Raw genomic sequence first — 13,472 nt, 5'->3', positions numbered from 1 at the left:
GTAGGCACGCTCGACGGTTTGGTTTAAAACGCGCACGGATGGTAGGTAGTTAAGTGTCTCTTGAGCACCCCCAACTTAGCGATGTCGATGTCTGTTAATGAGCGGGCAGCGAACATCAGAGAGTTGAGATAAACCGTTCCTGATTCGTATTTACTGGTGGCGGTATCGGTGAACAGCGCTAAGCCTTTTCGATTCATTGCCCACCTCTCGCCAAGCCCTGAATAGCGCATTGTGTCAATGTGCTCGCCATCAATGTAGAGTTTGTAGGCCACATCTTCCGTTTCTGACGCAAAAAGACCATGGCAATGCGATGCCAGGTATTGGCCTTAATAAGTCCTGTGTAGTTTGGTGAAAGGCCTATCTCGCCTCCGGCGATAGGTAGATATCGGGCGCGCTGCTGCTTGCGTCTGCATCGATTATCGCTCGGTATTTACTGCTGTCACTGTCTAGTTCAGGCCATAGAGCATCAAAGACAATCGTGTAATAAGAGAGACGGTCTTGATCGGCAAAGTCTCCGTTAGTCTCAAGCTGTGTAGCAAGCTGGAAACTGCCGTTATCCAATGCTCTTAAAGCACTGAGTTCAATAACCGAAGCGTTGCTACCGTCAGGAAGCCGTGGTAGCGAAAAGAATTCAGCCGTGCCGCAGTTCAGCAGTTCGCTATCGCAATATTGCAATTCATCCGTCGCATTGGTGAGCGTTAGGCTTGAAGCGATGTTTTGCTCTGGTGCAAAGATGTTGCTCGCATCATCGAAGTTCCATACAGAGGTAATGTTTGGAGCGTTTTCATCACAGCTGAACAGCAGCTCATCAACATCGATGTATAGGCAGTTTGCAGTGCGCTTGCGGGCATAGGCATCAAAAATCTCCCAAGCTTCGCCAACAAACTGTGCATCTTCTTTGCGGTAGTAACTGCCGTTAAAGAACAGCTCAGGATTCCAAGCCGCCGATTTAAAGAGGCCGATTTGATAGGTCTTGGCTGATTCGATATCGTCTAGCGCTGGACCATGGTAATCAAGACCACTCTCATAATTGAGCATAGCGCTAAGTGCTTCGCCTGATACGCTCACTTGATACAGCGATGAGAAACCAGGCGTATTGGCAGGCTGGCGTTCAATTGGGTAGGCGTGATGAAAGTCTTCTTGGGTCAGTGAGCCAGGAGCCCAGATTTCACTATCTTCAATTTCTCCGCGATCGAGGAAGCTGGCATCTATCTGATAATTGATCCCTGACTTGGGTGCAGTAAAGTCGGTCAAACTGTCATGCAAAATATCCAAGATACCATCACGGCTTGGCTGTTTAAGCGATACCGCAATTTCGGTGTTCGCATCGGGAGCGTAAGTCCCCATGATGCTATCAATACGACGTTTGGTTGTCTTGTTAATCGGTAACGATTCGGTAATATCGAGTTCGGCAATGGTTTCGGGCGTTATTGCAGTTTTGGTGGCGAGGTCAAACGTTACCGTGACGTCGGTGTAACCTTTGGCATTAAAATCAGGCAGCAGTACCGTCGTGCCATTGACTCTAGTGGTCTTTGGTGAGTCATGAGTATGTCCGCCGAGCACGAGATCGATGCCGTCAACAAAGGTAGCCAATGCGACATCTGTGCCATGACCAAGGTGGCTGAGCATCACCATATAGTCTACTTGATCGCCATAGGCCGCGATGATCTCGCGAGCGCGTTCGTTCCAGTCCCAACGCATTCTGAAATCGTCAATAAAATCTACTTGAGGCTTAATCTCTTCATCTAGCTCATTCCATGGCCCCGACGTCATACCAAATACACCCACTTTAATGCAGCCTACTTCGGCAATAGCAAAGTCTACCCCTGCAAACCCCGCAGGGTCATTACCATAGTATTCGGTGTTGGAGGCAAGGACTGTTGATACATCATCTTTTGCGTACGCCAGTAATTGCTCAGGCCCCAGGCGAAGTCGTGATTACCAATCACGCGATAATCAAATTCCAACGCTTGCGTGGCCTCAAGCGTGGCATAGCCCTCTGATAATTGCTCGGCGACGGTGCCTTTTTCATAATCGTCCCCGCCATTGGTAAACAGGGTGAAAGGATCTTCGGCAAGCGCGTCGACATGAACTTGTTTGATTTTGCTGTAGAACTGCTCGCGATAACCGAAGTGGCCGTGTAGATCAGCGACGTGGATAAAGCGAATGGTCTGCGTGTCGGCATTGGTGTCACAGGCTGGCCCATGAGATTTAGTCGGTGCAACTGGAATGGGGTCGCCAAGCGATACGCTGGTGTCTTCGTTACAGCCTGAGAGCAACAGTGTGGATAGGGCGCTGCCTAAAGCAAGCAATGTGAAGCGGGTACGTGTCATCAAAAAACCATAGCTAATCAAAGTGGAGAGCAAAAGCATGCATAGGATACCAGATCCTGATTGGTAAATTATCATTGGTAATGGAGTTATTGATGGGTTTTATGTGGTGGTTCGCATTAAGGAGCGTTTAGGGGAGAGGAGTTAAGGGCAGAAGACCTATATCGAGATGTATCGGAGCCGCCGCAGGCGCTATTGGTTGGGGCGGTATAATGGCTGACTGCCAATAAATCCTGTGAATTTTTTGCGTTAAGTAAGGAAACTGTAAGAAAATGGGGGTTTCCTCCAATGTTTCTGCTTCAATGCCTTGCTGTGATGGCGCGGCATTGGTACATTTAGTGCAATTTTTGTCTTCTAATTCTTGCAGGACGAGCGAAGAATATGTTTAAAAAACTGCGTGGCATGTTTTCTAACGACCTATCGATTGATTTAGGTACTGCCAACACACTGATTTATGTAAAAGGACAGGGTATCGTCCTAGACGAGCCTTCTGTTGTAGCTATCCGTCAAGATCGTGCGGGTTCAGCCAAAAGCGTTGCGGCCGTCGGTCATGCAGCGAAACAGATGCTAGGTCGTACCCCTGGTAACATTTCTGCCATTCGTCCAATGAAAGACGGCGTAATTGCTGATTTCTACGTGACTGAAAAAATGCTTCAGCACTTCATTAAGCAAGTTCACGACAACAGCGTATTGAAGCCAAGCCCACGCGTGCTTGTGTGTGTGCCTTGTGGTTCTACCCAAGTTGAGCGCCGCGCAATTCGTGAGTCTGCGCTGGGCGCAGGTGCGCGTGAAGTGTACCTCATTGATGAGCCAATGGCGGCAGCAATTGGTGCAGGCCTACGCGTGTCAGAACCAACGGGTTCTATGGTGGTCGATATCGGCGGCGGTACAACGGAAGTGGCGGTGATCTCACTAAACGGTGTGGTTTACTCATCGTCAGTTCGTATCGGTGGCGACCGTTTTGATGAAGCGATCATCAACTACGTACGTCGCAACTACGGCAGCTTGATCGGTGAAGCAACGGCTGAGAAGATCAAACACGAAATCGGCTCTGCATACCCTGGTGACACGGTTGAAGAGATCGAAGTTCGCGGTCGTAACCTAGCTGAAGGTGTGCCACGTAGCTTTAGTCTAAACTCAAACGAGATCCTAGAAGCGCTTCAAGAGCCGCTAACAGGTATCGTATCGGCAGTGATGGTTGCGCTAGAGCAGTGTCCACCAGAGCTAGCCTCTGATATTTCAGAAAACGGCATGGTACTAACCGGTGGTGGTGCACTACTTCGTGACCTAGACCGTCTACTGACTGAAGAAACGGGCATTCCAGTTGTTATCGCTGAAGACCCACTGACCTGTGTGGCTCGTGGTGGCGGTAAAGCGCTTGAGATGATCGACATGCACGGTGGCGATCTATTTACTGAAGAATAATGGTTTCTCTCTAGTTTTGGTGTGGTACTGAAACTAGAGTCCGCATCAAGGTTATGAGTACATGAAACCAATATTTGGTCGAGGTCCGTCCTTACAACTTCGGTTATTTCTTGCTGTAACTCTATCAGCCGGCTTAATGCTGGCTGATAGTCGTTTAGACACATTCTCCAATTTCCGCTATCTGCTGAACAGTGCCGTTGCGCCTATTCAATATGCTGCCAACTTACCGCGTAGCATGTTTGATGGTGTCTATGAGCGTCTCAATACCCGTCAAGGCTTGGCTGAGCAGAACATCAACCTCAAGCGTGAAGTACTGCGCCTGAAAAGCGATCTTATCTTGCTCGATCAATATCGTGAAGAGAACCAGCGTTTCCGGGAACTACTTGGCTCGTCTTTTGTGAGAGATGAGAAGAAAGTGGTCACCGAGGTGATGGCGGTAGACACCTCTCCTTATCGTCACCAAGTGGTGATCGATAAAGGTCGTATTGATGGTGTTTACGAAGGTCAGCCGGTTATCAATGAAAACGGTATTGTCGGTCAGGTGACATTCGTTGGGGCGCACAATAGCCGAATTATGCTATTAACGGATACCAACAGTGCGATCCCGGTACAGGTGATCCGCAATGACATCCGTGTTATTGGCTCTGGTAACGGCTCTATTGATGAGATCCAACTCGAGCACATTCCTACCAGTACCGATATTCAGCCTGACGATCTTCTAGTGACCTCTGGTCTTGGCGGTATTTACCCTGAAGGTTATCCGGTGGCGCACGTAAAATCGGTGCAACGCGATAATCGTCGTGAGTTCGCTAACATCATCGCAGAGCCGGTGGTTGATTTTGACCGTTTGCGCTACCTACTTTTGATCTGGCCGAATAATGATAGGCAGCAGCAAGAAGTGGAAGACATCCTCAATGCAGAATAAAGGATTAACACACAATTATGGTTAACAGCTCTTTTCGCAGTCATATGGTGATTGGTACGTCGCTGCTGGTGGCGTTGGTGCTGCAAACCATCCCTTGGCCGGGCGTTTTGGATTTTGTCCGCCCTTCATGGCTATTTTTGGTGCTCGGTTACTGGGTGCTGGCACTGCCGCATCGCGTGAATGTCGGAACTGCCTTGTTTGTTGGCTTAGTGTGGGATCTGCTTGTTGGTTCGACGCTTGGCATACGTGGCATGATGATGTCGATTGTGGTTTACGTCATCGCGCTTAACTTTTTGGTATTGAGAAACATGGCATTGTGGCAACAGGCAACCATTATGGCGCTGTTGTCTATGGTGCTCGAAGTGTGCATCTTTTTCGGCGAGTATTTGATCCAAGACGTGACTTTTAATCCAATGTCGCTGTGGAGCGGTTTGATTAACTGTATACTCTGGCCATGGATGTTTTTACTGCTACGTCGAGTAAGAAGGCATTGGCATGTCAGATAATCAGTCTGTATCACGCGTTGTATTGGCGTCCACATCACCACGCCGCAGAGAATTATTGACTCAACTGGGCTACGAATTTTCCATTGTTAGCCCAGACATTGAAGAGCAGCAGCAAGAGAGTGAAGCGCCAGAAGAATACGTGGCGCGCTTGTCGCTAGAAAAGGCACAGGCTGGTCTGGCGTTAAGCGACCAAAGCAGTGTGGTCGTGGGGTCTGATACCGTAGTTGTGCTCGATGGTCATGTATTGGAAAAACCGCACGACTTTGACCACGCCAACCGCATGTTGAGTGCCATGTCCGGTCAAAAACACCAAGTGCTGACCGCGGTCAGCGTGGTAAGCGAATTAAAGCAAGCATCGGTGGTGGTGACCACGGATGTGTGGTTCAAAACACTCAGCCAACAAGAAATAGAACGATATTGGCAAAGTGGTGAACCGAAAGATAAAGCTGGCAGTTATGGTATCCAAGGATTAGGTGGGCGTTTTGTTACTCGGATCGAGGGCAGCTATTACGCCGTAGTGGGACTGCCGCTGTATGAAACTGACCAGCTCTTGCAAGAATTTATAAATAATTAAAAATATTGAGGTGCGCTCATGAGTGCAGAGCTGTTGATAAACGTAACTCCCAGTGAAACAAGAGTTGCGATGATAGAGAGTGGAATTCTCCAAGAAGTCCACATTGAACGCGAAGCCAAACGAGGCATCGTAGGGAACATCTACAAAGGCAAAGTCAGTCGCGTGCTTCCGGGGATGCAAGCGGCGTTCGTCGATATCGGTCTGGAAAAGGCCGCGTTTCTTCATGCCTCCGATATTGTCCCTCATACCGAATGTGTCGCAGAGAACGAGAAAAAACAGTTTCAAGTACGCGACATCTCTGAGTTAGTCCGTCAAGGGCAAGATATTGTTGTGCAAGTGGTCAAAGACCCGCTGGGCACCAAAGGCGCTCGCCTAACCACCGACATTACCCTACCTTCACGATACTTGGTATTCATGCCTGGAGCGAGCCACGTAGGTGTGTCACAGCGCATTGAAAGTGAAGATGAACGCCTGCGCCTTAAGCGAGTTGTTGCCGATTACTGCGACGAGAATGGTGGGTTCATTATTCGTACCGCGGCCGAAGGTGCGAATGAGAAAGAGCTGGCGCAAGATGCCGCGTTTCTTAAGCGCCTTTGGACTAAAATCAACGAGCGCCGTACTAAATACAAGACGCGTTCGACCTTGTATGGTGAGCTAGGCTTAGCACATCGTATTTTGCGTGATTTTGTTGGTACCGAAATCACCCGCATTCAGGTCGATTCTCGTTTGATATTCGAGAGTCTAAAAGAGTTTACCAGCGAATTTGTTCCAGAATTAGAATCACTGTTGGAACTCTATGAAGGTGATAAGCCGATCTTCGACATGTTCGATACGGAGAACGAAATTCAGCGTTCACTGGAGCGCAAGGTTGACCTTAAATCGGGCGGCTATTTGATCATTGATCAAACCGAAGCCATGACCACGGTAGATATCAATACAGGTGCATTCGTTGGTCGCCGCAACCTTGAAGAGACCATCTTTAATACCAATGTCGAAGCGACTCAGGCGATTGCTCGTCAGCTGAGGCTGCGTAACCTAGGTGGTATTATCATTATTGATTTCATTGACATGGGTTTGGATGAACACCGCCAGCGTGTTTTGGCTTCTCTTGAAGCGGCACTGTCAAAAGATCGCGTAAAAACCAACATCAATGGCTTTACTCAGCTTGGTTTGGTGGAAATGACTCGTAAGCGCACCCGTGAAAGTATTGAACATGTATTGTGTAGCGGTTGTCCAACTTGTGAAGGACGTGGTTCGGTGAAAACGGTGGAAACCGTCTGTTATGAGATCCTACGTGAGATCACCCGAGTTAACCGAGCTTACGATGCTGACAAATTTGTGGTTTACGCGGCACCTGCTGTTGCAGAGGCGCTAGAAGGTGAAGAGTCTCATGCACTCGCAGAGCTTGAAGTCTTTATTGGTAAGCAAGTGCGTATTCAAGCGGAACCCCTGTATATTCAAGAACAATTCGATGTTGTTATGATGTGATGAGAAGTTTGTGAGTCCTCGCGTTAATCAAATCATACGCCTATTTCTCTGGCTATTACTGACCGTGCTGGTGTTGCTTGCCTCCACGGTCACAGTGCTGCGTGTCGGCCTGCCTCAACTGAACAAAGTCCAACCTGAGATTGTTACTTGGATAAACCAAGGAACCGGGTTGAACGTCTCGCTCAAAGACGTACGTGGTTTCTGGCGTAACACTCACCCGTCAATTTCACTGCAAGGGGTATCTGTCGGTCTTCCTGACAGTCCTGAAACCCAGTTTGATGTGACCAACCTTGAACTTGAGTTCGACCTGGTACAAACCGTGTTGCAGCGTCAGCCTGTCTTGGCGGATATGGTGATCAACGGTATGACGCTAGACGTTCGTTCGGTGGATCTGCTCAAGGCGGCGGAGAGTGAACCGTCCGAGCCGGCAGCCAACGTGCCAGCGAAAAGCGGTGAGCAGTTGATTCAACGTCTGGATAACTTACTGCTGAGACAACTTGATAGGTTTACTGTCGAGAAGTCGACTCTTTTCTATACTTCCATTTCGGGCGAGGAGCGACAGCTCGATATTGAGAACTTGCAATGGCGTAACGAAAAACGTCGCCACTTAGCGCAAGGTGTGGTGTCTATTGCCGATGCCAACCTCAATGCGCTCGAAGTTCGAGCGGACTTTGTTGATAATGGCTCTCTCACCAGTGTGACTGGGGACTTTTATGTCACTGTGGATGAGATGTCACTGTCTCCTTGGCTATCGGATGAGCAGAAGCAGCAAACGGGCATTCAATCAGGCTCGGTCAGCCTAAGAGCTTGGCTTGAGCTAGATAATAGCAAAGCCAAAGAAGTCTATTTGGATGTGCTTCCTTCTGAACTCAGTTGGAAAAGAGATAATCAGCAACATGACCTCATCGTTGAATCTGCGGTATTGCATCTACTGCCATCCACCTCGGTTGGCAGTTGAATGTACACCAAGTGCAGGCGCGTACTGATGAAGTGACTTGGCCTGAGCTGGATATTGCTGTTGATTGGAATCGTGAAAATCAATGGCAAGTTAATATCTCCGAGCTCGATGTTGATAGCTTAAAACCGTTGGCGACATTGGCCAACAACGAGACCATTGATGAGTGGCTATCAAGACTTAACCCGGGCGGCCGTATTGAAGACATCCGTGTTTCTCAACTTGCTGGTACTGATTCGATTAAGTATTCGGCGTCATTAAAGCAAATGTCGCTCTCTCAATGGGGCTGCTACCGGGATTTTCTCATGTTTCTGGCCATCTGCGCGGTAACACTGAGCGTGCTTATGCGCGAGTGTCGGTGATTGATGACAAGTTCCCATACGGTGATGTATTCCAAGCACCATTGAATATCAAACAAGGTTTGGTTGACATCCACTGGGATAATCATGGTGAACAAGGCTGGTCGCTTTGGTCGGATAAAGTCACGGCTGCTACGCCTGATCTGCAGGTGCTCGGTGCATTTAGGCTCGATTTCCCTAAAAATGACAGTCCGTTTTTGTCTTTCTATGCTGAGGCGGATCTATACAACGCAGGGGAAGTCTGGCGCTATCTGCCAACGCTAGCAATGGGACAGAGCTTAACTGACTATCTATCGGCAGCGATTCAAGCAGGTCGTGTTAACACCTCTAAGCTCTTGTGGTACGGCAAGCTCTCTGATTTCCCATATCGAGATAACAACGGTATGTTCCAGGCGTTTGTTGGCCTGCGAGATGCAAAATTTAGCTTTGACACTAACTGGCCGCCACTAACAGATCTGCAGCTTGACCTGTTGTTCCAAAACGAGAGCATGTATCTCGATTCGCGCTCTGCGACTTTAATGGATGTGAAAGGGCAGCGGATAACCGGTCGGATTCCCGAGCTTCGTGGCGATGGCCACCTCGAAATTGAAGCGAAAGCGGCGGGTAAAGGCAGTGCGGTACGTGATTATATGACCGCTTCACCTTTGGTGGACTCGGTTGGTGCCGCGCTAACAGCGGTTCAAGTTAGCGGCGATGTTAATGCCGACTTCCAGCTTTATATTCCTTTTGGCGGCGATGACACGCCATCTAGAGCTTGGGGTCATGCTGAACTAAGTGATAACCATGTTGAGATTGACGCTCCGCCGATGACACTTGAGCAAGTTTCCGGTCGTATTGAATTCGATAATGATGTGGTTAAGGCGACGGGATTGTCTGCGAACTTGCTTGATCAGCCAATCAATTTGGACTTCCAAGGACAAAATGCAAGTAATGGCTATGCGGTGAAGATTAACTCCGTTGGTGACTGGAGCACCAAGCCGCTAGAGCCTTACATTGGTGACAAGGTCGTCAGCCGCTTATCAGGCCATGCACCTTGGCACTTAGATGTCGACATCCAGCTCAATGATGTGGGCTTTACTTATCAGCTTGATTTGGATGCAAACCTAGTCACTATTGCCAGCGATTACCCTTATCCACTGAGCAAGTCGTTTGGTGACGCAGGTAAAGCAAGGCTTCAGGCTTCAGGCAACCAGGAAAATATTACTGCTCGTTTGCAATTGCCGTCGGTGAAATATCAGACTGAGATTGATATTACCCAACAAGTTCCTGTGCTAAAGGCAACCAACCTGGTGCTTGGAGAGGGCGGCTTTAAAATTAGCCCAATTGTCGGCCATCACTTCCAAGTGCGTTCAGACACTATCGATTTTGATAAGTGGAGTGAGGTATTTAAAGAGCCACCGAGTGACCAAAAAGCGGTGCTGGATGACTTACCGAAGCCAGAGTTGCCACTGCCAAAGCGTGCCAGTGTAGAAGCTAAAGAGCTGATATTAGGCGGAATTGAATGGCACGATGTTAATTTCGATGCTAGATATAAAAAGGGTGGTTGGCAGTTTGCACTGGATAGCCAAGAGGCGAAAGGTGAAGCCAGTTACAGTGATAACAATGAGCTTCATGTTGCTTTGAGCCGCCTTCATATTTATGTGCCGGAGCTTGATGAGATTGCTGACCAAGATGAGTCGATCATCACTCAAGAAAACCCAGACGCACCGAGTGTGACTGATTTTGAGCGCTCCTTATTTGACGCGCTACCCGATACCTTGTTGACCGTTGATAACTTTTGGTTCCAAGGCTACAAAGTGGGTAAGGTCGACATGGACGTTTCTAGGCAGGGCAACAAGCTAGTTTGGAATAAACTGCAATTGTCCAGTGGTGCCAACCAAGTGGATATTGATGGCAACTGGATGGTGTCTGGCGACCAGAATAAGACACAAGTGAACTTCGCGGTTAAAGGTGAAAACAACAGTGACCTTATGGAGCGCTTTGGCATTACAACCGGTATCCAACGGGCACCGTTTGAAATGAACGCTAAGCTCGATTGGGAAGGGGCACCTTGGTCAATGCGCCTTGATACCGTGAATGGTGACATGAATACTAAGCTTGGCAAAGGGGTGATCTCCGATGTTAGCGGCGCAGCGCGCTACTTGGTTTGTTCAGTTTGGACTCTATCATTCGCAAGATGCAGCTCGATTTCTCGGACGTGTTTGATAAAGGCATGGCCTTTAACTCGATTACAGGCAGCGGCCGAGTGCGTGATGGTGTGTTTGTCACCAACGATATCAAGATGGATGCGGTAGCCGGTGATATGAGAATCAAAGGTTTGGCGGATCTTTCTAAACAAACGGTAGATGCAGAGGTGAGCTTTACCCCAGATATGACCTCTGGTATTCCTATCATCACCGCGTTTGCGGTCACGCCACAAACGGCGCTAGTGGTGCTGGCTGTGACAACCGTGATTTCACCGGTTGTTGAGGTAGTCACTCAAGTCAACTACTCAGTAAAAGGATCGCTTGATTCACCGACCGTGAGTGAAATATCCCGTAGTAAAGGGGAATACAAGTTGCCCGAGGAACTTAGAAAGGAGAAATAAGTCGTCTATGAGCATGGAACGCTTTGGAATCATACAAATGACCTCGGGGCCAGATCCGCAACGTAACTTTGAGCACATTGAGCAAAAAGTCGCGTTCTTGGCAGACAAAGGTATGCGCTGGATACTTACGCCTGAAAATGCGTTGGTATTCGGCCAGCGCCGAGACTACCACCAACACGCAGAATACTTGGGCAAAGGGGAGTTTCAAACCAAGCTCGCCAATCTTGCTAAGCAATATAGCGTGAATCTGATCATTGGCAGCTTCCCTATTCGCCTTTCCGACAGCGAAGTGTCGACCACTACATTGGTCTTTGACAGTAATGGTCAGCGTATGAATCACTACGACAAGCTGCACATGTTTGACGTCGATGTGAATGATGCTCACAAGACTTATCGAGAGTCCGAAACCTTTAAGGCTGGGGGCAACATCGCTATGGTGCCGACAGATTTTGGCGCGATTGGGCTATCTATCTGTTATGATTTGCGCTTTCCGCACTTGTACTGCGCGCTTAGGTCGCAAGGGGCGAATGTGATTGTCGTGCCAGCTGCATTTACTGCGGTGACTGGCAAGGCGCATTGGGAAGTGCTGCTGCGAGCGAGAGCCATCGAAAACCAATGCTGGATCGTTGCCGCTAACCAATGTGGTACTCACCCATGCGGTCGAGAGACTTGGGGGCGCTCTATGGTGGTGTCGCCTTGGGGAGAGATCCAAGGCCAACTTGAGCAGCAAGCGGGCACCATTACTGCCGAATTGAATTTTGATGTGGTCGAAGAGGTAAGACAGAGCATGCCTGTCGCTAAGCATATCCGCTTCGAGCAACATCTCCACTAATTATACTTATTAAGAGCAATCAAATATGGAACGCATAGAAGACGCGCTACTAGGCCCAACGGGTCTCTCTGAGCAAGATATTGAAGCTACGCTAGCGAGCATTGCGACTCGCCAAATTGACTATGCAGATATCTACTTTCAATCCAGCTGGCACGAATCTTTAGTTCTTGAAGACAGCATCATCAAAGATGGCTCTTTCAACATCGATCGCGGTGTGGGTGTGCGCGCAGTGACTGGTGAGAAAACTGGTTTTGCGTATTCCGACCAAATCACCCTTGATGGGTTGAAGCAGAGCGCAGTCGCAGCTCGCGGTATTGCCCAGCAAGGTCAAAGCGCTCAAGTTAAAGCGCTGATCCGCAGCGATAACCAAGCTTACTATGCAGCCGTAAACCCGCTGGAAAGCTGGGAAAAGCAGCAAAAAACTGAGCTGCTGAAACAGCTTGATGCCTACATCCGTACCAAAGAACCATTGGTTAAAGAAGTATCAGTGAGCCTGAGCGGTGTGTATGAACAGATGTTAGTTGCAGCAACCGATGGCACCTTTGCCGGCGATGTCCGTCCATTGGTTCGTTTGTCGATCAGCGTACTGGCGCAAAAAGGCGAGCGTCGCGAACGTGGCAGTGCGGGTGGCGGTGGTCGCTATGGTTATGATTTCTTCCTATCAACGGAAGAAGGCCAGCAGGTTGCCTACAACTACGCTGACGAAGCGATTCGCCAAGCGCTGGTTAACCTTGAGGCGATTGATGCTCCAGCGGGCATGATGCTGTAGTGCTCGGTGCGGGTTGGCCGGGCGTACTACTGCATGAAGCGGTAGGCCATGGTTTAGAAGGCGATTTTAACCGTAAAGAATCTTCAGTCTTCTCTGGCAAGGTTGGCGAGCAAGTGACTTCAAATCTTTGTACCATTGTTGATGACGGCACGCTGCAAGATTTGCGCGGCTCGCTCAACGTCGATGATGAAGGTGTACATGGTCAGTACAATACCCTGATCGAAAACGGTGTGTTGAAAGGCTACCTGCAAGACAAGCTTAATGCGCGTCTTATGGGCGTGAACCCAACGGGTAATGCGCGCCGTGAGTCATACGCTCACTTACCCATGCCACGTATGACCAACACTTACATGCTGCCGGGTGAGCACTCTCCTGAAGAGATCATCTCAACGGTGAAGAAAGGTCTGTATGCACCAAACTTTGGTGGTGGTCAGGTGGACATCACCTCGGGTAAGTTTGTGTTCTCAGCCTCAGAAGCGTACTTGATTGAGAATGGTAAGATCACAGCCCCTGTGAAAGGTGCAACGCTAATTGGTTCCGGCATTGAAGCGATGCAGCAAGTGTCCATGGTTGGTAATGATCTAGCCATTGACCGCGGTGTGGGCGTGTGTGGTAAAGCAGGACAAAGCGTGCCAGTGGGTGTCGGTCAGCCAAGCTTGAAGCTGGACGCCCTTACCGTGGGGGCACGGACTAATAGAACCGTATAGAGCCTAGGTATCGAT

At 49.1% G+C, this 13,472-nt stretch carries 9 protein-coding genes and 2 pseudogenes; 8 read left to right on the top strand and 3 right to left on the bottom strand.

What is annotated here, in order from left to right:
- Window positions 1–23: 23 nt before the first annotated feature.
- The 3 genes from TZ48_RS05400 to TZ48_RS05390 form a co-directional block, all read right to left on the bottom strand.
- Entirely contained in the window at window positions 24–272 is a 249-nt protein-coding gene (locus TZ48_RS05400; RefSeq protein ID WP_112478512.1) for a hypothetical protein, read from the bottom strand.
- Window positions 273–357: 85 nt separating this feature from the next.
- Entirely contained in the window at window positions 358–1,773 is a 1,416-nt protein-coding gene (locus tag TZ48_RS05395) for a bifunctional UDP-sugar hydrolase/5'-nucleotidase (RefSeq protein ID WP_162674505.1), read from the bottom strand.
- Between the two features lie 47 nt (window positions 1,774–1,820).
- On the bottom strand, window positions 1,821–2,372 hold the full coding sequence (locus tag TZ48_RS05390) for a metallophosphoesterase (RefSeq protein ID WP_239670718.1): 552 nt from the start codon (window positions 2,370–2,372) through the stop codon (window positions 1,821–1,823).
- 339 nt (window positions 2,373–2,711) lie between these two features.
- On the opposite strand from TZ48_RS05390, the gene TZ48_RS05385 reads away from it, so the two are divergent.
- From TZ48_RS05385 to tldD, 8 genes and pseudogenes are all read left to right on the top strand, one after another.
- The gene (locus TZ48_RS05385; RefSeq protein WP_042473407.1) at window positions 2,712–3,755 is read left to right on the top strand and encodes a rod shape-determining protein; all 1,044 of its coding nucleotides are present in this window, start codon (window positions 2,712–2,714) and stop codon (window positions 3,753–3,755) included.
- A 61-nt stretch (window positions 3,756–3,816) separates the two neighbouring features.
- Window positions 3,817–4,680: a rod shape-determining protein MreC gene (gene mreC / locus TZ48_RS05380; protein WP_042496397.1), complete on the top strand. Its 864-nt coding sequence runs from the start codon at window positions 3,817–3,819 to the stop codon at window positions 4,678–4,680.
- Window positions 4,681–4,697: 17 nt separating this feature from the next.
- Entirely contained in the window at window positions 4,698–5,186 is a 489-nt protein-coding gene (gene mreD / locus TZ48_RS05375) for a rod shape-determining protein MreD (protein WP_112478509.1), read from the top strand.
- Window positions 5,176–5,760 carry a Maf family protein gene (locus TZ48_RS05370; protein ID WP_112478508.1) on the top strand — a complete coding sequence of 195 codons (585 nt, stop codon included), beginning with the start codon at window positions 5,176–5,178 and terminating at the stop codon, window positions 5,758–5,760. Before mreD ends, TZ48_RS05370 begins: the two co-directional genes overlap by 11 nt.
- Window positions 5,761–5,778: 18 nt before the next feature.
- Window positions 5,779–7,248 carry a ribonuclease G gene (rng, locus tag TZ48_RS05365; protein ID WP_112478507.1) on the top strand — a complete coding sequence of 490 codons (1,470 nt, stop codon included), beginning with the start codon at window positions 5,779–5,781 and terminating at the stop codon, window positions 7,246–7,248.
- Between the two features lie 10 nt (window positions 7,249–7,258).
- Window positions 7,259–11,149 (top strand): annotated as a pseudogene (locus tag TZ48_RS05360) (YhdP family protein).
- 13 nt (window positions 11,150–11,162) lie between these two features.
- The gene (locus tag TZ48_RS05355) at window positions 11,163–11,981 is read left to right on the top strand and encodes a carbon-nitrogen hydrolase family protein (protein WP_112478602.1); all 819 of its coding nucleotides are present in this window, start codon (window positions 11,163–11,165) and stop codon (window positions 11,979–11,981) included.
- A gap of 25 nt (window positions 11,982–12,006) precedes the next feature.
- Window positions 12,007–13,457, top strand: a pseudogene (gene tldD / locus TZ48_RS05350) (metalloprotease TldD).
- Window positions 13,458–13,472: the final 15 nt, after the last annotated feature.

This window comes from Vibrio variabilis, from assembly GCF_003263785.1.
Classification (GTDB): Bacteria; Pseudomonadota; Gammaproteobacteria; order Enterobacterales; family Vibrionaceae; genus Vibrio; species Vibrio variabilis.
The sequence above is the reverse complement of the archived record's forward strand: the minus strand, read 5'-3'. Positions and strand labels throughout refer to the sequence as shown.